The sequence below is a fragment of the Pseudoalteromonas sp. MMG033 genome, from assembly GCF_057197785.1.
In genome coordinates this window covers 26,365-50,278 of sequence record NZ_JBXVAL010000003.1, presented here as the reverse complement: position 1 = coordinate 50,278, position 23,914 = coordinate 26,365, and the positions used below count along the sequence as shown (strand labels likewise).

At 46.5% G+C, this 23,914-nt stretch carries 21 protein-coding genes; all 21 read right to left on the bottom strand.

The features are described from left to right. Positions 1 to 15: 15 nt before the first annotated feature. Positions 16 to 915: a plasmid replication initiator RepA gene (gene repA, locus AC2CZC_RS26930; protein ID WP_484585808.1), complete on the bottom strand. Its 900-nt coding sequence runs from the start codon at positions 913 to 915 to the stop codon at positions 16 to 18. Between the two features lie 347 nt (positions 916 to 1,262). Then, the gene (locus AC2CZC_RS26925) at positions 1,263 to 1,901 is read right to left on the bottom strand and encodes a hypothetical protein (RefSeq protein ID WP_484585807.1); all 639 of its coding nucleotides are present in this window, start codon (positions 1,899 to 1,901) and stop codon (positions 1,263 to 1,265) included. A 1-nt stretch (position 1,902) separates the two neighbouring features. Continuing rightward, positions 1,903 to 4,743 carry a hypothetical protein gene (locus AC2CZC_RS26920; RefSeq protein ID WP_484585806.1) on the bottom strand — a complete coding sequence of 947 codons (2,841 nt, stop codon included), beginning with the start codon at positions 4,741 to 4,743 and terminating at the stop codon, positions 1,903 to 1,905. A 4-nt stretch (positions 4,744 to 4,747) separates the two neighbouring features. Then, positions 4,748 to 10,957 carry a phage tail protein gene (locus tag AC2CZC_RS26915; protein ID WP_484585805.1) on the bottom strand — a complete coding sequence of 2,070 codons (6,210 nt, stop codon included), beginning with the start codon at positions 10,955 to 10,957 and terminating at the stop codon, positions 4,748 to 4,750. A 16-nt stretch (positions 10,958 to 10,973) separates the two neighbouring features. Next, entirely contained in the window at positions 10,974 to 11,603 is a 630-nt protein-coding gene (locus AC2CZC_RS26910) for a baseplate hub domain-containing protein (RefSeq protein ID WP_484585804.1), read from the bottom strand. Next, on the bottom strand, positions 11,600 to 12,217 hold the full coding sequence (locus AC2CZC_RS26905; protein ID WP_484585803.1) for a hypothetical protein: 618 nt from the start codon (positions 12,215 to 12,217) through the stop codon (positions 11,600 to 11,602). Before AC2CZC_RS26905 ends, AC2CZC_RS26910 begins: the two co-directional genes overlap by 4 nt. Before the next feature lie 10 nt (positions 12,218 to 12,227). Then, positions 12,228 to 14,738: a hypothetical protein gene (locus tag AC2CZC_RS26900; protein ID WP_484585802.1), complete on the bottom strand. Its 2,511-nt coding sequence runs from the start codon at positions 14,736 to 14,738 to the stop codon at positions 12,228 to 12,230. Then, positions 14,735 to 14,950 carry a hypothetical protein gene (locus AC2CZC_RS26895; RefSeq protein WP_484585801.1) on the bottom strand — a complete coding sequence of 72 codons (216 nt, stop codon included), beginning with the start codon at positions 14,948 to 14,950 and terminating at the stop codon, positions 14,735 to 14,737. Before AC2CZC_RS26895 ends, AC2CZC_RS26900 begins: the two co-directional genes overlap by 4 nt. A gap of 11 nt (positions 14,951 to 14,961) precedes the next feature. Then, the gene (locus AC2CZC_RS26890; RefSeq protein ID WP_484585800.1) at positions 14,962 to 15,306 is read right to left on the bottom strand and encodes a phage tail assembly chaperone family protein, TAC; all 345 of its coding nucleotides are present in this window, start codon (positions 15,304 to 15,306) and stop codon (positions 14,962 to 14,964) included. A gap of 2 nt (positions 15,307 to 15,308) precedes the next feature. Continuing rightward, complete coding sequence (locus tag AC2CZC_RS26885; protein WP_484585799.1) at positions 15,309 to 15,731, bottom strand: hypothetical protein; 423 nt, start codon at positions 15,729 to 15,731, stop codon at positions 15,309 to 15,311. A 2-nt stretch (positions 15,732 to 15,733) separates the two neighbouring features. Then, a complete protein-coding gene (locus tag AC2CZC_RS26880; protein ID WP_484585798.1) occupies positions 15,734 to 16,114 on the bottom strand; it encodes a hypothetical protein in 381 nt (126 codons plus the stop codon). 3 nt (positions 16,115 to 16,117) lie between these two features. After that, on the bottom strand, positions 16,118 to 16,654 hold the full coding sequence (locus tag AC2CZC_RS26875) for an HK97-gp10 family putative phage morphogenesis protein (RefSeq protein ID WP_484585797.1): 537 nt from the start codon (positions 16,652 to 16,654) through the stop codon (positions 16,118 to 16,120). After that, positions 16,651 to 16,983: a hypothetical protein gene (locus AC2CZC_RS26870; RefSeq protein ID WP_484585796.1), complete on the bottom strand. Its 333-nt coding sequence runs from the start codon at positions 16,981 to 16,983 to the stop codon at positions 16,651 to 16,653. The genes AC2CZC_RS26875 and AC2CZC_RS26870 overlap by 4 nt, the downstream gene beginning before the upstream one ends. 2 nt (positions 16,984 to 16,985) lie before the next feature. Next, a complete protein-coding gene (locus AC2CZC_RS26865; protein ID WP_484585795.1) occupies positions 16,986 to 17,324 on the bottom strand; it encodes a hypothetical protein in 339 nt (112 codons plus the stop codon). Between the two features lie 69 nt (positions 17,325 to 17,393). After that, positions 17,394 to 17,831 (bottom strand): hypothetical protein, encoded by a 438-nt coding sequence (locus AC2CZC_RS26860; protein WP_484585794.1) that lies wholly within the window; start codon positions 17,829 to 17,831, stop codon positions 17,394 to 17,396. A 32-nt stretch (positions 17,832 to 17,863) separates the two neighbouring features. Further along, on the bottom strand, positions 17,864 to 19,168 hold the full coding sequence (locus tag AC2CZC_RS26855; RefSeq protein ID WP_484585793.1) for a phage major capsid protein: 1,305 nt from the start codon (positions 19,166 to 19,168) through the stop codon (positions 17,864 to 17,866). 68 nt (positions 19,169 to 19,236) lie between these two features. Further along, on the bottom strand, positions 19,237 to 20,130 hold the full coding sequence (locus tag AC2CZC_RS26850; protein ID WP_484585792.1) for a S49 family peptidase: 894 nt from the start codon (positions 20,128 to 20,130) through the stop codon (positions 19,237 to 19,239). Beyond that, the gene (locus AC2CZC_RS26845) at positions 20,121 to 21,422 is read right to left on the bottom strand and encodes a phage portal protein (protein ID WP_484585791.1); all 1,302 of its coding nucleotides are present in this window, start codon (positions 21,420 to 21,422) and stop codon (positions 20,121 to 20,123) included. Before AC2CZC_RS26845 ends, AC2CZC_RS26850 begins: the two co-directional genes overlap by 10 nt. Beyond that, positions 21,422 to 21,625: a hypothetical protein gene (locus tag AC2CZC_RS26840; protein WP_484585790.1), complete on the bottom strand. Its 204-nt coding sequence runs from the start codon at positions 21,623 to 21,625 to the stop codon at positions 21,422 to 21,424. Before AC2CZC_RS26840 ends, AC2CZC_RS26845 begins: the two co-directional genes overlap by 1 nt. After that, positions 21,619 to 23,370, bottom strand: a complete 1,752-nt coding sequence (locus AC2CZC_RS26835) for a terminase large subunit (protein ID WP_484585789.1) — start codon at positions 23,368 to 23,370, stop codon at positions 21,619 to 21,621. The genes AC2CZC_RS26840 and AC2CZC_RS26835 overlap by 7 nt, the downstream gene beginning before the upstream one ends. 67 nt (positions 23,371 to 23,437) lie before the next feature. Next, complete coding sequence (locus AC2CZC_RS26830; RefSeq protein WP_484585788.1) at positions 23,438 to 23,887, bottom strand: phage terminase small subunit P27 family; 450 nt, start codon at positions 23,885 to 23,887, stop codon at positions 23,438 to 23,440. Positions 23,888 to 23,914 lie beyond the last annotated feature (27 nt).

Sequence of the window (23,914 nt, the reverse complement as noted above, 5' to 3'; positions counted from 1 at the left end):
TACCAATGTATGTAGTTAATCTTCTGGTGGGGAACCAGTGATCTCTCTTATAAATCCAAGCTCTTTATTTACCATGCTAGTAAATACATGATCAGAAATGCAAAGAATGTCTTTACTTAACTCTTTTATGACCCTAGATTGGGCTATTGCTCGTTGCTGCTCTCTAGTTTTTCCGTGTAGTTGTCTTTTTAATTTAGCCAATGCTTGCGCATTCTTTCTGCGAGCAAAAACCTTCTTCCTGTAGGCGTGCCTTTCTAGGGCTTTCAATTCATTTGAGCTAAGGGACAGCAACTCAGATTCGGTGAGATTTAAATAGGCTCTCTTAGACAAATACTTAAGCCGATTTTGCCTTACTTTCTCTAATCGCTCAGGGGATATACCAAGCATTTTAAAAAATAGCGGCGTCACTTCAAATACTTTATCAATCCACTGCCCTCGCTGCTCATCCCAGACCTGCCAATCTTTAGGAGCATTCAATATACACAAATCCTCAACCATATCCTTGAACGCACGGCTCGCACGAGAAATAGAAACTTTAGGGGTGTAAAGGGGATCTTTTTTCGCTTTTTCTAACTCAGCTTTAGAAGTCGTGGTAAGGCCACACGCATCGCTGGCATTTCTCAGGGAAATCTGAACTTGACCAGTTAAAATATTTACGTGACGCGCAAAGCATACTATCAATTCACTTATAGACTTAACTCGATCTGGATAATATGCCTTTTTTCTTTCACTGTTTGCTCTTGCCCACATAGCCACATCACTATGCAATAAATCTCTTTCTCTTGCTTGCTCAACTAGATCAGTGACAAATTTTGGAGGCGGAGCATAAGATCTTGACTCTTCAAATTTAGGGTTTGGGTTTCTGGCTTTGTTACAATAGCCTAATCCGTTGATTATTTTTGTATTACTATCCATTTTTTAACCAAAAATATTGCATGGTGATATAAGGTTTAGTAAAATCAACGTTGATTTGGTTAAAGTTAAATTCGCTTTTTTCGACAAACTTTATTGTTGATTTTGATTTTACTTTTACCGTAAAGAACCGTTAGCGCCAACTAACGGTTTTTTTTTGCCTAAAATTATTTAAGATAACAAACTGTTATCTCGTGATAATTCTGATTATAAACACAATACGTGTTAGTGTCGATCTCTTTATTTATAAAAGCACTCCATTTCATCGCTTTCTTAAGGGGTATTATGCGGAGCACTTCGGCACACTATCAACACTTGTTGAATTTCCATCAAACCTCAGTTAATAATGACTAACTTTTAATGCCAGTCTTAGCATACATGTACGCTTCTCTCGCGCCCCAAAATTTCTCGCGGAAATCTAGCCATTGATCCTCGGTTTCAATAACAACATGCTTTCCATTCTCCAAAAAGAAAGGGAAAGGCTTAAATTCAATACCTTTCCCTTTCAATTCTTTGAACCGACTATGAACAATTTCTATACCGTTCTGGTCTGACTCGGAAATTGAGCAATTAATCTCATTAAAGAAGAACCCCGCCATTTTCATCAATTTATGCTCAAACGGTTTTAGAACCTCATCCACTGTTTTTACAGAAGAGGCTGTAGGCTCTGTCGGTAATAATTTAGGCTCTGCTTTTATTTCATTACCACTTTCGTCATAACCAACGATAGGCAAATTATCGTTGTATTTCTCAACGCCGGATAACTCTTCGAGATAGTCAATGTATTGTTTTGCAAAATCCCACCGCGCAGCCTGAACGTGTTGCTCAGCGTGCTTTTCAAGTGCCTCTGTTTTCCCAAGCTTAATAAGCCGCTCTAAATCTCGCACAGGGGGCCTTGATACCAAAGCAGGTATGCCATCTTCATTTAAGGTAGGCTCACCATTCTCAAGCTGAATAAACTCATAAATTTCGTCTAGTTTGTTTGTCATTTTAAATCCACCCCAGTGATTGTGTGATTTGCGCAGCGCCAAAAATGACATCATTACCGTTATCATCTGGCATAGTTGATTGCGCATTTACATTGTTTATTACACCATCATCACCCCAGTCAGTACCGTTGTGATCTAGTTCTGTATATGCATAGTTAAAAAATGCTTGACCGTTATGTTTAGTTACATAGATCAAAGCTTTAAATGCAGGGCCGTTATTAGTGGGAGGTGTTAAGTCGATTGGGCCGTGCATTGCAAAATCCAGCTTTTTATCTTTCAACGCAGATGATGAAAGAGCATACTCTTTATGCGTTTCAGGGCCGGCGCACGTCATGACTTTGTTTATTAAACTATAACCTAGTAATGCCCCGTGTGACGCTTTGTAAGATTTAGATACAAAAACGTCCCCAAGCCCATGCTTTGCGCCATGCACAACAGCGCTGTTCGCAGGCTTAGTTACCTTCGCTTTTGTTGTATAGTTGTAAATGTAAATTTGGTTCAGAGTCTTGCTAAATGTTCTGGCGTTATTAGCTGCATCGAAATTTGAGGGCGCCGTGCTAACCATAGTCCACGTAGTGCCATTGTCGTCAGTGCTACCCCACGACAAAAAGCTATTTACTGGCGCAGTAAACGGGTATTCTTTGACGTTATTGTTAGGTATCTCTGGTACCCAACCGCCAACCCAACCGTTTTTTAAAGCCTCACATAATAGAATGTTTGCAGGCGGCCCAATCACATCTGTGCGCACATATTCATAAGCAATTGAGGTATTGATATACTGCGGCATCCAATATTCCGCAGTGAGAGATGAACCCGCCGCCGCACCATCGTCAATCGGGTGAGATTGTTCGTTTAGTAAATTAGCTGTAATGTAAGAGGCATATCCTTTGGTTATTCTTGCGGCATAAAACTTATTAGTGCCGTTCGGTTTAACCCAAAATACGTCACCAATCGCGAGTTCATTACCTGCAAGAATATTTGAGCCATACAACACAAAATTGCGTTGTACCGCTGAATAAAAATACACAGTAGTATGTAATTCCTTTGGTGCAAATTTTCGCAAACGTTCAACGCCTCGATAGTCACCTGATTTGACCTGTAAGTCATGCGTTGCAAATTGCTCTAAGCTCAAACGTTTTGCGCTATAACGCATATCACGACACACGCCGCCTTGGCCGCTGGCGTAAATCACATCATAAAATCGACCGTCTGGCCTTCCGTTTGTATGTGTGTTACCCATTTTCCCAAAATTAGCATTCGTGTGGGAATTAGAGCCAAAGTCTCCAAAATCAAAGCACTGAGCCGTATTTGAGACACTTTTTGAATGTTCGCTAAACCATTTGGCTGAACCATTAGTTGCATTATCTTTATTCCAAAAATCAGCCGTGCCAAACTTATTAAAGCTTAGGTGGTATGCTCCTTTATTTAATCGATTTACAGTGCCACACGGCAAGAAATACACCAACTCATCGCTAGATGCAGAAATATTCCTCTGGCTAGTGTAAACGCCTTTATCTGCTGGATTTGTAGAATAATTACTGAGCGCCGAGAAGAAGCCACTTGAAGCGCTTAGATTTTTCTCGGCAGTATCCATTTTTCCATGAGCAGGTACTCTTGATGTATTGTGCGCATCGAAACCAATAACATAATTTAAATTTTCACCTGAATTTAACCAATCACCATTACCCAAACCAGCAAAACTTCGACCACGCACACATTGCTGATAAAACTTGCCCGTTGCGTCATCAAAATAAATCTTGTTGGCTGGGTCAGAGGCTATTGCCATGCGCTGTGCTTCGGTTGCAGTTTGCCAGTTTACCCCTCTACCACGACTCGTTGTATCACCCTCGTACCATGCAAAATATTCAATCTGGCGTACATTGTCATCAGATGTTGTAACACCATTGATGTTTGGGGCGCGGCTTTGAATCAAACCATGTCTATATACAAAAGGGTCGCTGTCGTTAATTTCGCGAAGAACACTTTCAAAACCCCACATATCAACGCGGTCAGTAACCACTTTGTTCGTTGCCGTTTCACTCGCAAACGCAATTGAAGGTGAGCTATGCGTCACTGGAATCCCCGTCGCGCTATCATACGTGCGCGTGCCGTCTTCTGCGGGCGGGAGTTTTATAAAAACATAATTAATATGACACAGTTGTTTTAAATCAAAAAGCAAGCCCGAGATGTGCAAGGTTGAATGCTTTGTTTTTGATCTACCTTGGCCACCAGAGTCAGTTTCAGCAACACCTAATGACATAAGGTTTGGTGAGCTTAACCACGTCCATAACCCCTCACCTGCGGCGGGATTGCTCGCTATGTCGATATGCAACCCCATATTCACAGACCCCGAGGCAGCATACTTTTCTAAGTTTTGCTGCCTGCGCGCTTCAAATTCGACTTTACGCATTGCCCAAGGGTAAGGGTTCACTGCTGCGATCTCACTTTGCAGTTGCTGAAGAGTCTTGATTGTGTGCGTATTTCCGTCCAAATCTTTAAACTGCACTGACCCGGTTTTTGTTTGCCAATCAACCATGGTTTTATAGTTGTCATTAACTATTTTTGATGCGTTATTAAGTGCTGAAACTGCGGCGTTGAAGTCTCCAGAAGTCGGCAGCACGACACAAGGCACTTGGCTTTGTGTCGCATTTGGCCACGGCTTGATAAGCTCGATAAACACACCGTTTGGCGTTGCATATGCTTTTGCAATTTCAACGGGTCCGAATGAACCCAACACCAGTGCGTCACTTGGCCTAATGTTAGCAACACTCTGATTATCATCAATTTTCACAACATTGCTACCGCTGGTAGCATTAGAACTTGCAGAGTTGAACCAAGTCATCTCGTTATCCTCTTAAATAAATTACTGCAACTTTTTTAATTTGATCTGGGGATGTGAATGTCACCGCATGGCGGGCCTGCGCTATAGTGAATTTTCGCTCATTGTCTGGGTCATTTTGCCGCATTGCTTTGCCGCGTTTGTCGCTAGCGCACAGATAGTCATCTGCCTCAATGTCTCCGTTTTGACCACACACATTAAGCGCCCCCTCACCTACCGCGTTGAGTTCGATAACATCGTGTGTATGTTTGTATTCCTCGAAGCGCAATCCACCTTTAAAGCCCTGAAGGCCCGCTGGTTTGTTCTGATTTGTGAGGGGTCGCCTACTCACATAAACCCCACGCACTCCGCGCTGTTCTGCTTGAGTTGAGGGGAACATTTCAAATATTGCGTTAGAATCATCCGCTATGTTAACTAAATGCGAATCGCAAACGATGTCACCCGGCACCAACTCCACGCCTATTGGAAGTAACCCCTCGTGCACGCCTGTGAAGGGCTTAAAACCACTTCCTGCATATACTTTAAGGCGTGTCCAAAGAGCAGTTGCCCCATGGTCATAAGCGGAAACATAAATCGCCGTACCATCGTGCACCCTTGCGTTGATTGCGTAATTGCCGCCGGTCACCCTTAAGCCATCACCATTTGTACTAAACAGCCTCATCGGCGTGGCGTTAACAGAATTACCTGTGTTATTTATGTGGCCTGCACTGTAGTTAGACGATGAACGGATTTTGAAGACCTCGGCAGTTTGGTGATCTGAAGTAATATTCAACGTTCCGCTAAAAGTTCCTGTCGCTGCTGCTAGCTCATTAGCTACCACAGTGCCATCAACAAGCTGATTCCCATGGACTCGCAGCGAGAAAGGCTGCCACCGCCCCCCAATCCATGCTTTAGTTGTCTGAATTGTAGGGTCGCCACTTTTATACAGCGTAACCACATCATGAACGACAGCGCGACCGCCTGTGCAAGCTGCATGAGCTACGGAGTCAGACCAGGCACCGGATGTCGTAGTAGAGACAAAACGGCCTGCACCTCGCGCACCATTCAAGCCGTTTGCGCCTGCTGAGCCTTTATCTCCTTTATCTCCTTTATTTCCTTTATCTCCTTTATTTCCTTTATCTCCTTTATTTCCTTTATCGCCCTTGTCGCCCTTGTCACCTTTAGCGCCGGGCTCACCATCAACACCATCAACACCATCAACACCATCAACACCATCAACACCATCGAGGCCGCGAATATCTCTCTCAGATTCAATCGTGAAATCCCCTAGCTCTATACGTCCACGAAAGACGTGTACAGGGTTAACTGGGTCGCGGTTATCTATGTATGATGTGGGAACAAAAACACCGTCAACCATGACGCCTTGGCGGATGACATCACCAACCAAATCGAGGTTGCCCACCTGCCCATCATTCAACCCGACTATGCCTGTCGAGCGGCCTTGATTGTCGATGAGAAAGCCCCCACGGGCTAAAAGCCGCCCATCTTCGGATTGAAAGGCTTGTCGTATATCTGAAATACTCGCAGCATTGCCTGTCGCATCTTCAATCCGTAGATTTCGCACATACTCAGCTATCGGCCCTTCAATCCAACTGTGACCCGCTGAGACACATAACACCGCGTCATTTTCGTTTGTAATATCGCCATTTTCGTTTACACAATATCCCACCGCTGATCGGGTGTAGCTAACGGCGCTTGCAAGTGTTGCTGTATCGTCTTTCTCGATTTTTGCAATTAAGTCTTGCCGCTGCTCTACCAGCGCAAAGTTCAGCGAAGAGATCAGGCGCGTTGACTCTTGTAGCGCTGCTTCAGCATCGGCAGCAAACGCAGAAAATACTTGATCACGGGCGATATTGGCACTATCGAGTTCAGCAAATGCCTCTGTTACATCACTAAACGCCGCTGTCGTTGTTCGCGTATGAGCCGCAAAGCGCTCGTCCCGACTTACGTTGGCGCGTTTTTCGCTCGCAAATGCTTTGGCAACTGTGTTAATCACAGCACTGTTTTGTTCGTAAAAAGCGCCAAGCTCTATCGTGTGACTTGCAACACTTTCAAGTTCATCTGTCGTTGCTTTTAATTGCTCTTGAGCAACTGCCACCCTCACATCTAATTGCTGTAAATCATTGTCTTTTAGCAATGCGTTATAAGCAGATAAAACCTCGTCTAGCCCCTTTTCATCACTTGCGAGCTGAAGCCCTTGTATTTGTGAAACACTTTGATTAATTTCCCCTTTTATCGCGTCGAGTTTTTCGGATACATTTGAGAACTTTTCATCTACACCATCTTCTTGGGCATTGAAGATGGTTATCTGGTCTTTGATGTAGCCTTCGGCCCCCGCGACAAAGCGAGAGGCCGCGTTCGCCTTTTCCAACGTTCCATTTTCATCAAAAGACTGGAGCGCTGCGGTAATGCCATGACTAGCATCAAACGTAGAAATAGCCTGATTTACTTGGCTAGACGTTTGATAGCCTTTTTCATCGACTTTTAGGGCCGCAAGATTGACAGAACGCTCAACAACGGGGCCATCTACCCACGTACAGCCGCTAGCCTCACAAGCCACTGCATCGTGCACATCAGTGCGATTCCCCTCACTGTCAACACAATGCCCGGTGATTGCTCGTGTAAACTCTTTAGCTTGTGCAACAGATTTATGTCCTTCACTTGTAATTTCAGCGCGTAACGTTTCTGTGCGTTCACTGCTCGCGTGGCGTTCGTTCGCAAACGCACGACCCAAACTGTCGAGGCCCGCAGCGCTTTGATTGTGCAGCGCGACTAATTCCGTAGATTGCGTTGATAACGCACTGACTTCATCTGTGACCGCAGATAATTGATTACTGGCGTGCGCAAGCGTTACGGACTGTTCCGCTAAATCTTTATTGCGTAACAGCTTGTCGTACTCTTCAAGCACTTGATTTAAGCTTTGGTTTTCTAATTCAAGTTGAATGCCCTGAACCTGCGTTACAGATTGCTGTAATTCACCCGATAAAGCATCTATGTTTTGCTCTGCCGTGGCCAACTTTTGATTCACGCCGTTGTCTTCATTTAGATAATGAATAACTTGGTCTCGAATCGCTGAATTTGCGCCATCAATCCACGACTGCGCCGCGTTTGCTTTGACTATCACATCATTTTCGTTTAGCTCTTGCAAAGCCGCACTAATGCCATATTGTGCGTTAAACGAGTCAATTAGCGTTTGTACATTGCTCTGTGTTTGATAGCCATTTTTTAGAACCCACGCAGTCGATGCATACTGCGTCATTCGCCCCGTTCCTGCATCTAAATCTTGCTCAATTGTTGTCGTGCGAGCTGTAATGTCTGCCAGCGCTAAATCATTTGCCCCGCGCTTGCCGATTTCAATAAAATCAACATCACAGTACCCGAGCGAAAATTGCAGCCATTTTATGACGCCCGTGTAACCTGCGGTGCCCGTTGCGTCGATCTGCAACACTTCCCAGTCATGGCCTGCCGGCACTGGTAAGAACAGCTCCCCCCCACTGAAGCGGATATGACCAAACCATGGCTTGTCCGGGTGACGCCTCACTCTCACTCTAAACATGGGATTTTCAAGTGCATCAAGAGCTGTTACAGGACTAGAAAGCGTGCCATGACAAACTAAGTATCCTAAGGCATGGTGACTTTCAAAGCCCACAAAACCTTCAGGCCCACTATTAAACTGCCAGCTATACGCTGGCGTCAGCGCCGACAAAGCCCCTGCGATATGCGCATCAACTTCAGCATGGGTTGTACGTTGCTTGATTTGCCCAGCTTGTAGCTCAAGTTGCGCAGTAGCATCCGAGAGTTTATCTTCTGAATGACTAATCCTACGGGACGCTAAGCTAATGCGCGCGTTCACTCCATCAATTTTGGTCTGAGCTTCACTGAATTGCTTGTCTGTGTAAGAAAACGCGCGATTTACAATAGTGCCCGATTCAGCATCGACAAATACCGCAGCATCAATTAAACGCTCATTGTTTAACGCTCTGCGCTCGTATTCATTACGAAAGTTTGTATAGCCAGCGGTGACATCAAATACCCTTTTCTGCATGTTTAAAAGAGAAAGGGCTGTCTCATCGAGTTTAATTTCATTCAGCTTAAGCTGGGCTGGTATGCCATCGACAAGCGAGCTATCTAAAATCTTTGTAACGTCCTCCAAACCTTGAATTTGCTCGATGTTTTTAGCAACGATAGAAGGGAGGTTATTCTGAGTTTCAGGCCGCAATCTATCAACCTGCGTGTTCAGATCATTAATCAGATTTTGAGCTTCTTCGCTCAATTTAGTCAGCGGAATGCGCTCAATGTGTTCGAGCAAATCACTTTCGCCCGTACTCGCACTAAATTGATACCAAGCGCTTTGGCCAGCGGGGTTTTTAGCGCGAACCTGAAAATCATATGATGTTTCAGGCTGTAGGCCCGTAGTTGTGTAAACATGACCTTGCGCAATCGATGAGGGCTGTGGAGTCTCACCCGTTGTACCCAATCGTTGCCACTCAAACACAGTCCCAATACCTGCATACGCAATCGACGCTTTGAATGATAACGTGTTATAGCTGCGACTATCGATTGATACAGTGGGTAGCGATGGCTGCATTATATCAAATGTAAATGTAACCCATTTTGAAAAAAAGCCGAGGTTAGACTGTGCCCTCACATCAACTTCATAACTGCCCGCATCCAGCGCAGTAAATAAATACTCTGGCTGTGTCGTCTCTGCTGTAAAAATGATGCGATTGGACTTATAGACTTGAATCCCAAACACCGGGTAAGGGGATTGCCATTTTATTAATAGCTGGCCATCGTCTGCCGGCTGCGCAGTGAACCCGGTCGGCACTGACACGTTACGCGGATTGGGAAGACTAGTATCGGGAATAGGCGGGCGGACATTCCCATTTAGCCAGTTGTAAATATACGGCTGGTGCTCACGCAAAGTTACTTTATAAAACCCACTGGACAGACGCGTGCTTTTAACTAAGCGAAACGGTTTTCCCTCAAGCCCAAGCTTGTCATGAAAAACAGGGATAACATCCCCGATCACGTATCGCATGGCAATTGGCTTAAGTGTGCACTCTAGCGCAAACGCTTCACGCGAGATCATAACCAATAAGCGCGCCATTTGGCGCGCTTCATAGTAGTTGGTGATGGTGGGGAACTTTACCCGCTTTTCTAGCAATTCCCCGTTATCTTTGGCTAACCACTCTGCGTACAACTCACTGTCAGGCTCAGGGTACACGGCCTGCTGCGCACTGTAGCGCTTGTCTTCATCGTCAAATTCAACGATGACCCGGTTAAATCGCTTGGACTTATCAGGATCATCATGTTTAAGAGTATCAACAAAATGGTGTTGCAAAATCGGTTTATCAACCGGCGGATCATCTTGCTCAATCACCAGCATTTGCTGGCCGTTCACTTCCGCCAACGAGCCACGCATACCAGATAGTAATATATTGGTGTTATCTAGTAGCGTCTTATCTGTGTCTAGTTGCACATTGCACGTAAACAGGGCTTTTTTGTCCGTTGCGTCTTGATGAACGGGCACCAAGGTATTACAAATCTTTGCCCCCCGAACAAAAGATTCTTTATCAATATCACCGCTTTTTAGGCGCTTGCCATACGGGAAATTGACCAGATAATCATACAGACATTCAGCGGGGTTTGAACTGGCATGCATTCCGCCACTGACAAGGTTTTCAACTTTTCTCCCGGTAATATCCGCTTTGATGTCTGGCTCGCCAGAAAAGGGCGCGTTCTCTCCCGGATACCACTCCAACCTAATGTAACTACACGCCACATCATCAAGGCGGTGAGCTTTGGCCACTGGGTCCCAGCCTGCATGAATTAAATATGGGTCTTGATACCCATCCATGCCCTTCGGGAAATGCTGAGCTTGAGCCCACCAACCACCTGTACTGACTTTAAATCTATCGTCATCAATCGGCGTATCACCCAAATATATTTGGTCAATACTGGTGCACGCTTCACCCCACACAATGATTAAATGTAACAGGTCATTGGGCACCTCATCGCCGTCAGCATCGTTTGTGGCCTTAAAAACAATGGTGCCCTTTTTGGCCCTGACATTGCCGTAAATCACATCAAGTGCATCATTACTACTGGGTTTAGATACCCTAGCGCCACGGGCTTGTCTTTCATTTTGAGGCTGCTCAGGCGCATCAATGAGCCAATTAATTGCGCCGCTAAGAATATTTTTAATAAATTTCATAGTGAATACTTCTTATTTAATGCTTTTCGTAGGGCTGCTCTGCACCACTACCCCGACTGCCGCCACCTACGGCGCTTCCTGCGACTGAGTATTGATTGCTATCCCCTTGCCCCCACTCGATGTCTTCTTGGATCAGGCCGCAAAATTCAAAGCCTTTATCGTCTGGGTAATACATTTGCTGGCTGTTTAAGTTGGTATGTCGCCCTGGGGAGGACTTAAAATCGGCCCAATGTGAAGCAACTTTTAAAGTAAGCGTGGATTTATCAAGCGATATACTGCCCGACCTGCTTGCTATCCGACCCTTGTAAATAGGGAGCACACCCACCACCTCACAGGCCTTTGAGAAATAGACAACCTCAATTTTGACGGGGGCGTTTACATAGTTAGAAGCCAGAAACACGGCATTTAAATCATCAGTGACCGCATGAAAAGTCAGGTTTACGGCCCCCACTCTGGGCTCCCCAGTTTGATCAATTTGGGGAATACTGGAGATATGCCCCGCTTGATACGTCACCCCGCCATATTCAAAGCGCTCTGTACCCGTTGTGAAATACAATGTGCCCTCTGCTAATTCAATCGTAATGAGATGCACATGTGCGCCGCCATTTTCTAGCACGTCAGTCAGCGCTGAATTTAATTCAATCACAATAAGCGCTCCTCAAAATCTAACACTAAGGTTTGCAGACCAGTTCTATTCGTGGCATCGAGATTCAGTTTTTGCACATCTGTTTTTAGCGCCATCTGAAAGCGCACTTTATCTGCCGTCCAAACCCGCCGACCAACAGGGGCCTTTTGTCGCAAGGGCGGGCTAATTGAAATCGTGGTTAACCCCTGAGAATTAACGTTTACAACGTTTTGCACCATGTAGGCTTTTGGGTCCCCGACGAACAGCACAAAGTCGCCGGGTAAAAGGGCGTGAAATAAAGAGGCTGGTGCCCCCTGTACTTTGATTTGGTCACTATATTGCTCGGCTTGCTCTCGAACCGAAGCCGCCTCACCAAGGCCCGGCCCCAGCAATGGGAGCGGGTTTTGTATTTGACATACGTTAAGCCGACCTCGCATCGAGACCGAAAAAGCGAACAACGCCATTAAAGCGCGATACTCTAGGGGTGGCGTCGTTATTTTTAATCGCCACTGGTGAGGATGGCCAATTTGGCCCGCGTATTGCGAGCCGCCATGCGTGGGATCAACATCTGTTTCACTCACGCTTTCGAGTTGCGCCTTTTGGGGCGCAATGAATTGATTGTCTAATACTTTCATAATTTCATAGTTACAACGGCGTGTTTATGTGTTCTTGAATGTCTTGAATAATGTCAATGCGGTTTTGCTCAAACCATCTGTCAAAGCCGCCTGTATCCGTGGCGGTGACATTGAATTGAACGTGTACGTTTTGCGTATTTCCAGCGGCGGCGGGTTGCGCTTTTAACGTGGCAATGTCTTGATACATCTGATCGATTTGGGTAGCGCTGCGCTGCGTGTAAACACGCTCCCCCCTGTCTAGTAGCCATGTGCCTTCTCTTGGCACGTAATCAATACCACTGTGCGCCATACCCATCATGCCGCCGCTGAGCCCTGCAATGGCGGCGGCCATCGGCTGTGTAATTGCAAGGGCGCTGCCCATTGCAGCGGGGGCCAATGCGGGGCCGACAATTGGGATCGCGGCGGTACTCGCAAAGGCATTCATACCCGCGGCTAATGCCATCGCCTGCGCCTGTGTTGTCATGACTGCCCCCGCACTGACCGCAGAGGTTTTATTGAATAACTTTTCCATGGCCCAGACCGCAGCACGTTTGGCGGCCATTTCGGTCAATGCGGCAATCGTGCTGTGTACAACCCCCCGCATGACATTTTTCATTGAGTCACTAAATGACTGCTGCGTCATGACGGCGTTAGCCACACTTTGTCCTATACCTTGCGTGAAGCGGTCAAACGTATTGCCCCACATCAAGTCAAAATTGCTCGTCGTTTGCTGCACCTGCTCTTGCAATCGAGCCATAAAGCCGCCGTGCTGGGCTTCGTACTCAAGTTCAGCTTGTGACTTCAACATTAAGTATTCTTGCTCATTCAGCAATTTCTGCTCGTTGGCCAGCTTGTATTCGTCCACTTTTAATTGCAGCAAGGCGCGCTCTTTGCTCCACTCGTTATCCCGCATCATTTGCGTCACTAAGTGAAACTCTTGCGCTTGCTCAATTTGTGCAGCGTATGGATTTTCAGTGGTGCTTATACTCTCCGCGTATTCTTGTTGCGCCTTGGCTTTCAGTAAAAAATACTCTCTATCTGTCAAGCGCTTTTCTGCGTTCGCGGCTTTGTACGCATCAAGTTCTACTTGCAACTGGGCGCGCTCCTGCGTCCAGCTATTTTCAGACATGAGCGACTTTAGCTGAAAATACTCCTCAGCTTGGGTAATTTGATTTGCATAGGGGTTATCAATGGGCCCCACACTCGAAGGGGGCTTAAAACTGGGTGATTCAACATCTTGAACTTCTGGGCTGTCTAGTGTGAATTGTGTGTTGTTCACCTCGGCCTTTAACTGACGCAACGTTTCAAGTGCGCCGGAAAATGGCTTAGCGATACCCTCTTTGTCTTCGAACGCGTCAACTTGAGCGCCCAAGGTTTCAAGGTTAAACCCGATTGCGCCGAGCTTACCTAGCTCTAAATCATAGCGAGCAATCACGGATTTAGCGCGGCGCTGCTCGTCTTGTGTTAAAGCTCGTGCGCCGGCAGCGTGATCACTTAAGGCTTGCTCAGCGAACTCATGTTCTTTTGTGAGACTTTGCAAGATTTGCTCTTGTGCTTCGTACTCACTGTTTAAATTCCTGAGATTGCGCTTTTGCGCTACATACCAGCCTTTATGCTGGCCCAGCACTTTATAAGAGAGCACTTGCGCATCATACAACATGGTGCTTATGCTCTGGGTTGCCGTTTCCATACTGCCAATGATTGACATCGCAATACTTTTACCGAGGTTCGCAAAGCCACCCTCAGCGGCAGCGGCCTCTTTTAGCCACGCTTGCAGCTCTTTAGTGACATATTTAAAAGCAGGGGAAGCCGCGGCCACTGTATGACTCCAAAGCCCGCCTAACATGGCTTTGAGTGTACTTATTTCACTGTATGTACTTTGGACGCCAGCAATAACGTCTGTGCTCATGACTAAGCCAAGCTCTTTGGCCAGATTTACATTTTGCGCAAATTCGCCTTTATTGCCGACTAACGTCCCGAACATTTGCGCTGCGCTGTCGTTTATCTCATCGAGAAAGAACAGCGCCTCGCTGCTGCTCAGTTTATTAATTTCTTCAACAAACCGTTCAAACTGCTGCGCGGGGTTCATCTGCTCCCACTCGCGCACATCTTGCCCCGTTCGAGCGAAAAAGTCCGCCATTGCGCCGCCACCAGTTAGAGCAAAGTCGGTGATTTTGGCGCTGAGGTCTTTTATGACATCCCCAAATTGCTCGGACTCTAACCCCGCCGCGCGGGTCGCAAACGCATATGCCTGGTATTCTGTCACTGGCAATGAAACATTGGCAGATTGACGCCTGACATCTTCTATTGATTTTAAGGTGCGCTCAACAGCAAATAGGCCCGCACCTAGCGCAATCGAGCCTTGTGCCAACCCTGTGCCAATGCTGCGGGCAGCACTGGCCGTCACCCGCGTTAATGAACCCAATTGTGTTTTAGCTGATTTGACAAACTCAGCGGTGGCTTTACCCGAGCGCTTTAACTCGTTACGTAGCACCGTGGAGTTAGCGCCCAGCATTAGGTTAAGACTGGCTAATGTACTCAAACTTTTTTGGCTCCCAATGACGTCATCAAATACGCCTCTGCCTGCTCGTTAGTCATGCGAGACTTAGAGGGCGCGGCAGATTGATTAATTTGGTCTAATTGAAGGTTTTTGAAAGCGATGATTTGGGCTAACTCAGGATAAGTTAGCCGCTGCTTAAGTTCTGACGGCAGGCAATTTAGTTCTAGCGCTAAATTGACGATAAACGCCTGCAAGCCGTCAGATTTTAGTTTTTTTCCGCCTCCTCTACGTCATCGCTTTGAATCCCGCACACTTTTTGGACCTCAGCGAGTAGCGGCGTTAGCGCCCCAGAATGACTCTCGCCTAGCGTTTTTATATCGCTAGGTGTGAAAACCAGCTTGCCGTCCTCATCACATACCGTGTGCGCAATGATGGCTGCGCTAAAACTGGCCTCTTCGTCTTGCTCTGATAGCACCGTTTTTTCAAGCCTCTCACGCGCGGAGATAGACAGCGGTTTGATGTGCACTGGACCAAAGCCTTTTACATCAAATGTGGTTACTTCACCAATTCCAACTGCGTTAAAAAACGCATTTTTATCAAATTTAGCCATGTTTAGATTGCTCCTGCTGTTTCTGTTTCAATTGCGACTTTAGCTAATAGCATCATTGCTTTGCCCGCTTCTGGCTTTTGCATGACGGCTTTTACAAAAAGCGCTGTAAATTCCCACTTTGCCAAAGCGCCCGGCAACTGGATCTGACACTTACGTCTGTCTCCCGCTTTACCCGCCGCAATGATTTGCTTTTGACCCTCATCATCGGGCTCATAACGACAAATCAAATCACGCTCCGATTCGCTGGCGCGCTTTGATACTACATGTCGCTTTGACGTGTCTGATAAGACTGTAGAGTCAACTAGCTCATAACTCAGTCCAAGTTGGCCAATGTCATCAAAGCCCTCTACAAGCACCATATTTGCAGCGTCTCCGGCACCATCCGCAATGAAAAATTGTGTACCCTCTGGTAATGAACCTGACATATTTACCCCTTATATGAGATGTTAAAATTTAAAATGCGGCGATGAATGCCGCTCCCACTGTCAAATGTGGGCGTTTCTTCAGTTTCGACAATGCCGCCAATTTGAACCCCGCCGAACACGCCGCGAAAGGACGGCAAGAGGTTTTGAATAACGGCCGTCAATGCACCTATTTTCGCCAAATCATCCCCCACCACTTGCACTTCAAAGGCCGCTTTTCTAGGGCCGGTTTGGTCAATGGTATGATCTGGTCTTGATGCAATGACGCGGTAACTCAGCGCGGGATAATTGCCCCCCTCGGAGATAACATTGTGATGCACGCCGCCAACCGACAACGCCGTTATGCTTTGACTAAAAAGCAACTCGGTTATGGCTTTTTCAAGCATGAATTACCCCGCCTTTTTAAGTGCTGCATCAATGCGCCTAGACAATTCAGCACGGGTTGTATTAATTACCCGGTCATCATTTTTTAAGAGCGCTGGACGAATAAACGGCTGCCCTGCAAAGCCCGGGTGAAACCCGTTCACCCCGTCCCCAACTTTGCCGCGGGAACGTTTGGAATTTAGGTTTAAGTCGTGGGGCTTAACTCCTGTTTCCAACCAATAGGCATACACGGCCGCGGGAATGTCTGAGCCCGATTGCTGCTGAAGCGATTTAACGTTGTAGACCCCAACATACACCGCAGCGTCATACAGTTTGTGCGTCTGTTTTTTATTTAGGGTGGATTTCATGCGTACTGAGTTAGCAAGCAACCCTGTGTCTACCCCAAAATTTTGAGTCACGCCCGTTTCAACAGCCCCTTTTAAAATTTGACCGCCGGCTTTCAAGGCACTGCGAAGTGATTTGGGGGCCACGCTCGAATCCAGACTTGCGAGCGCTTTTTCAAGCTCAGCAAACCCTTCAACCCCGCCCCACATTTCCGTCATTGGTTTAACTCCAGCTCAAACGCTAAAGTTAAATTTCTTTGCTCGATATTGTTAACGTGCTTAACTCGGTACGTTTCGTTATGCACTTGGATACACTCTATATCCGCTAGGTCCGCACGATAATCACAGTAAAAAGTGGTGCGCTCCGCCGTTACTTCTTGCGATGCAATATTGATCAGGCCGCCGCTGTGCTGCCTGAACTTACCCCATTCGATACTGTGCGTGATGAAGGTTTTCTTTGAACCAAACTCCCCCTGCACACTTTCGGTGCGCAACATCATTGCGCGGGTAGTTTTATCTGCTGGAGACAATCGTTTAAAATTACTCATGCTCACCCCACAAAAACCCGCTTAAACGGCTTTATTGACGCCTTAAACGCAAGAGATTGCTCTGGCGGCTTCTCCGTTGTAGCCTCGGGACTTACCCATAGCGTTGTCAGCATTAGTAATACAGCGCTTTTTAAACTCCACTGCTTAACCTCCGTTAGTTCTTCGTAAACAATGGCGTCCACTGCGTTTTCAGGGACTTCAGCGCTGGTCATGTAAATATCTCGGCTAATCTCCGAACAAACAATCCCAACCGCCGAGTTTAAAAGCCCCTTAATTTGTTCATCACGGTAAGTGTCTGTTACGCCAAGCTGGCGCTTACCTTCTTCTAATGAAACAAACATAAATACCCCCAATAAAAAAGCCGATAGGTAGATCAGGACCTATCGGCTTTGGCTTACTCTAAAACAAGCTTAAATAAATTCAGCTATCCCAGCGTCAACCAGCTCTTGCGCCGTATCACGCTTGCGCCTTGTTTTATCGCCGCTCACATAGCTTTTATAAGACTGCACAAACACGATACCCACCATTTCAGCCGCCTCAGAAGTAGGTTGATCCAAGCTGGTTGAATCATCTAGTTGGGATTGTTCTTTAGTCACAAACGCCCACGCTTCGCTAAGCTGCTTTGAAGAGGGCTTTAATTTTTTAGGCTTGCCATCTTCGCCCCACATTTCCACCTCTAGCTCTGAAACTTTCGGTTTTTCTTTGAAGTCCCCAGCGATCAACTTGACCACAAAAGGGGCAAGCGCCAAATCAAGCCCAGATAGGTTTTGGGTGACGCTTTCTAACACGGCAGGTTCAGGGTTGATCAGTGTTTCCGACAACTGCTCTCTAATGTCGTTATTGTCCATTGCGATTCCTATTTTTTCTAATTCAATGAAGGTTATTGGTTGAGGTAGTGTGTTGAGTTAAAGGTGACTTTATCCCCTAAAATCAAGCCTTCTAAGTGCCTAAAGCCGATGTCATTTTCATTGACAAGACGTAGTAAGCTCATGTTTTGCTGGTATGCAAATTGTATATTCCCGTGCTCGTCTTCATAGGCAGTCTCTGTACTAAAGTCCACCTGCCATGACCCTGTTTCACCGATGAGCACATCATTAAAATCAGCCAGTACAATCTCGGACTCATTCCCATTGAGACCCAAATCAGCCGGAATATGATTGGTGGTTGCATAAGGCAACCCCTTTAAAAACCCGTTGTCCATTTCAGGGTATTGGTTTTTACCACTGGCGTTTTTCAAGTCTTTTAAAAATCGCGCGGTACGTGGCGCAAGCGCCCACCCCGGAGTTTCCATATTTGAATCAGCTTCCTCTAACGCTAAAAGAAGTGCCCCCAAGTATTCATCAATATTGGTCGCAATGATCTCACCTGAAAACGAAATGACACGCCCCGCATCTAGGGCCGTTTTACGTAAACCAATGGGAGATTCATTCGACCCGTCCCCACGTAAAAATGCTTTATCTTGCGCGCCAGCGGTGGCTCTTACCATGTCATTTAAAACAAGCTGCTCAGTTCTATACCCTGAGCGACCAATTAATCTATTCGAGATTGGTACAAGTGTGATCTGTTCTTTTGCCGTCATTTTCAAAGAACCAAATTTTGACTTTGATACCTTCCCTTTTTGGGTTTCCCCTTTATAGTGAGACTGTGCGCCCCCTGTTTGGCGCGGCATGGTTAAATTACCATTGGGCAAATCAATCACCCTTGCCCCTAATTTCCTGACGACATTTTTAGGGGTTAACATTTCTATCAGTTCATCCGCGAAGTTTTCAGGAACTAATGAACCGCCAGAATCCGCGGCGGTGGTCACAGCCATCGCCACATCTTTATCCCCGATTTCATGTTCCGCGAAGTAGGCCGCATCACTGAGATTACCCTTGCCCGCCGCAACGGACATCGCCAAACGGGCAAACTTCGCGCCCTTGTATTCTTGTAACTCTGGCTTAGTGTGGATTGCAGGGCCGCTCTGAATGCCTACAGGCGTTGCTTTTCCGGCAGCCAAGGCTTGAGCGGTTTCAGCACGCTTGAGCTTGGCCTTATCCTCGGCAATTTCAGCTATGAGCGTGTCAAAATTCGATAGCTGGTCTTCATTCAGCTGCCCCTCGCTTGCCTCAATGTCAGCCAGCGCCTGAACTTTTTCAATTTTTTGATTTAACGCTTCGCGCAAGTCATTTAAGTTAAATTTCATTGGTTTTCCTATATCGCAGACATAAAAAAAGCCGCTTACTAGCGGCTTTGTTTAAACTTGTTTTTAATTTACAGCGCGGCGAGCGCTGCCTGTGCACGAATGCTTCTAGATGTTTTTTTTGTTAGCTTGGCGGCAATTGTATTGATTGCCTCTTGAGGGGTCATAAGGTGATCTGCCAGACCTATCTCAATGGATGATTTCCCCAAAAAGGTATCGGCCTCAGTCTCGATGACGGCTTGACGCTCTAGCCCTCTAAACTCGGCAACATAATCAACAAACATCTGATACGTAACCTCCATAGATGCCTCAGTTGCCTCCCGTTCTTCATCACTGATCTCTATGTCGGGATGACCAAATGTTTTAGTGCCCCCTCGACTGAAAGTGTGGATTTTAATTCCCTCCAGCTCGTATTTTTTAGAAAGGTCTAATCGCTTGTAGTAAACACCAATTGACCCCACCCCCCCTGTGTCACTGATATAAATATCTGTGCAGGCAGAGGCAAGCAAATAAGCCGCGCTAAATGCGTTGTAGTTAATAATGGCGTGTATTGGCTTAGTCTTTGAGGCATTTTTAATAAATCGCGCACACTCAAACGCGGCTTGTGCAGATCCCCCACCAGATTGAAAGTCCAAAACAATGGCCAATGTTTTGCTGTCATTTACCGCTCTAGAAATCTGATTTTGAAGCCGCTCATAAGACATCAACTCTTCACAGGCATTGATCACCCCAGCACGAGGAACCAAAATCCCATGTACTTTGATCACCGTGATTTGGTTGCCAACCTCGGGATCACCTATTGGGTAGGATTGTGGCTCTTTCGCTGAGAGTTTCGCATCACCAGAGATAAGCCCTAACACTCTGGGGGCCATAAACCCCGCGATAGCTTCGGCAAGCGTGTCTTTTGCCATCAATGGCGTGTTAAACACCATTTGCGCTAGGTTCGGATAATTTACTAATTGCATATATCGTTAATCTCCTCTAATTGCTGCTGTGATGCTGTTAGCTCCCCCTTCTCTTGCTGGCGCTTTTTCTTGCGCTCAGCTAACCGCCCTGACTCTTCCATATTCATAGGGGAAAGATAAATATTCCCACCTTCAATGGGAGGTAAATTCTCCATTCTGCGAATGTCGTTAACACTTAACCAGCCCCCTTGTCGGCCCAATGCATAACAATCGTAACGGGTTGCTATGTCGCCTCTGATCAGTGAAGACACATTAAATTCTATGTACAGCTCTTGACGTTCTTTTGCCAAAAGCAAATCACGCATCATTGCCATTTCCCAGCGCCTGATCCACGGCATCATTCCATAGATTAAATAGTTCAATGTGGTTTGTTCGACACTCTTATAAGACTCGCCATCACTGAGCCCCAACATACTCGGCGGCACACCGTATAAACGCGCAATGTCTAGCGCGCTCAATTTGCGCGCGTCTATCATTTGAGCTTGCTCATTGGTCATCGCCATTTGGCGATAGGTCATTCCCTCTTGCAACAACCCAACTTTAAACTTGTTGCGTATGCCGCCTGAATGGCGCGCCTCAAACGAGTTGATAACTCTATCAATGCCGTCTTGCGTATCTATTGGCTCCGCGTCTTTTGGGCGCTCAATAACGCCACTCATTGTCGTACCTTGACTGAAAACCGCGCTTGCGTGCTTTTCAGTTGCCAAAGCAAGCCCAATTGCATCAGGGGCCAACTGAAGCGGAGACGCGCCTGTGAACCCATCTAAACTGAACCCTTTGACATGGTGCATCACTTCGCGCCCAACGACTTGCCCCCCGCCCTCATCTTCACCATTGAGCAAACGATAGTAAGGCAGGCCATCCGAGCCTCTTAATGTCTGGACTTTATTAGGGTGAACCCAAATAAGCTCTTTAACACTGAAGTCCTCTTCACGCTCCACAAGGGCAAAGTGATTACCACCCAAACCCAAATGACCCTGACCCGTTTCAAAGTATTCAAAGGCGGTGTCTTTTTGGTTCGGCTGATTCTTCAGTAAGTCATAAAGCGGATGCTTAGTCGCCTCCTCCCTAGCCCCCCCATCTTGGCGACGATACAAGACACAAGGCAGTTGCGCTAAAGATGTTGCGTTTAACGTGACACAGCGGTTTAAGGGGCTGTTATTCATTGCCGTTGTGGCGTTAACCACCTCGCCACTTGTCGCGGTGCGACCTCCCCCACCAATGAACGACCCTAGAAACGATGGTGAAGAGCTGCCCGAAGTGCTTTTGTTAAATTGACTGGGTGAGAACATTATTGCCCCTTCTTAAATGCAATTGCACGGGCTGTGATATAGCTATGCGCTACGGCAAACCCCCCCGCGGTGATCCAAAACGCGGGCGGGTATACTTGACCTGCACCATAAGATATTGCACCAACACCTAACCACCCCATAAACCATCCAAAAATTTGTTGATAAGGGATGGTAAAAAGCAAGGCTTTTACTCTCTTTAACATCCGACCCCCTTCTTGTCGTAAATTGATCCACTTTCTTTTGTGGGCGTACGAATTAACATCATCGCTTCACCGATGGCCATGATTAACGCCACGGCTCCATCTATCTTGTTCACCGCTCTATTTTTAACTGGTCGTACAATGTCATCATTACCTTGCAAGTGCTTTCCAATAACATTGGAAATATGCCATGTCATAATGGGGTTGCCGTCATGATGGAAGCGGCCCGCTTCAATCGCAGCCTCTAATTCCTTCATGGGATCAGATAAGTTGGTGTAGTTTTGCGTAATAGTGACAACATCCAGATTAAGATCATCTATCAACTCATGACTTAAATTGGTTGCGCCGTGCGGGTCAATGGGCACACTTCTCACAGGAGCTTCTTTGTGAGCAGATTCTATGTCCGTTTTAATTTGACGAAAGTCAACCTCGGCCCCGTCAGTAACATCTAAAAACCCCTGTTCAACGTATTTTTGATAGCGCTCTCCAAGCGCCAGATTTTCGTTATTGAACACCTGTTCTTCAGGGACCCAAAACATAGGACTAATACAATACCAGTGTATTTTCCCCTTTATGATCCGCCAAAACAGACGCGGCCCGGCATTCATATCCAGCTTACGCGCCAAATCAAGAGCCAAAACACTGTCTTTACCCCTGAAAGTAGACACTTTCAGGTTTTTGTCTTCACAGGCTTTCCAACTTTCCATGTTGAAATAGGCGGATTTCGCGGTCGTCCACATGTTTAAATGCTTCACTTTAAATCTATTTGTGAAGCTCGCCCGGTTAATGGCTTTTTGCTGCTGGGCCAACAGATAATCAGCGCCAATACTGACCCCATAATTTGGGTTCGCTTTTTTCAATACCGCGGGATCAGTCCAATCATCATCCTCATCGATACCGTAAATAAGCGCAAAGAGCGCATCATCTTCCGCGCCTTGCAGCATTTCCACGCAGCGCTGTTCCATGTCATAACATGGGCCATCTATGACATACCCCGCCGTGGTGATCACCACCATCATGGCTTGGTCCCGAGACCCCATCCCCGTGTCAAACGTATCGTATTGGTCTGACGTAGGGTGTTCATGATATTCGTCAATAATGGCTATGTGGGGGCTAGATCCATCCCCCGGGCGACCTATTACAGGCTGAAATACCGCCCCATCACTTAGCGTTAGCTTTTTAGCGTGAACACTAATCCCAAAACGCTTGCGCAACGCCCTAGTAATTTCAACCATGAGCTTTGCGGGCTTAAACACCTCCCAAGCCTGACTTTCGGTGGTTGCTCCACAAAACACCTCGGGTGCCGCTTCACCATCGACACAGAAACCAAGTAACGCCAAGCCCGCCGCAATAATGGATTTGCCATTTTTACGCGGCACTTTTAAGTAAACCTCACGGTATCGCCGCAAGTTATTACTTTTTCTTACCCACCCAAATACATTGATAAAAAAGAAACGCTGCCACGGCTCCAAAGTGATTTTTAGCTTTTGCTTACGCCATTTACCTTTGGTGTGCGGTAGCTTTTGAATAAACCGGCACGCACGCTCTGCTTTGTCCCGATCAAATTTAAACGGGAAGTCTTTATCTTTGGATAGCTCTAAATCATTTAAGTGGCGCTCGCACGCTTGGCGCGTCAGCTTACAGACATCAATCTTTCCAGAAACGACATCGCGGGCATATTTGTTGGCAGTGTTTACATTGTTGTAATTGGGCGGGGCATATTTTTTGTTTTTGCGGCTTTTTGACATATCCGCTAACCCCAAAGAAAACTACATGAACAGCATTAAAATAGGAACGCTAGAAACCTCTTACGCGTCAAAACTCGTCAAATTCCTCATCCCCATCATTTTTATTGTCTTTCCCGCCAGCGCCTAGCAAGCGCGCCCTCGCCATTGGAGTTAAGCCAAGTCGATCACCCAATTTTTGCATTTGCGAGATATAAACATTTTGCGCAGTGATTAGCGGGTGCACTTTTTCACCTCCACTGGCTGTGATACTCACGAACTTAAGGGGATCTGACCCAATTTCGTCATCAATGGCCATTACCCGCTGAATAGCATTGCAATAAGAAATTAGCAGCGGAAAGTCTTCCGCCGAGAACGTTTTTCGCTCCCACATAATGCCAAGGTTAGAGTGCCACGCATCTATTGCATGTTTCCCCGTCAATCTATCTGTTGGCACAGGGGGCTTTCTAGTGAGCCGTGTATCACCTACCACAATACCTTTTTGTAAATTACCCCCTCCGGGTGCGCGAATATCAGACATAAAGCGACCTGCAACAAATGTTAATTT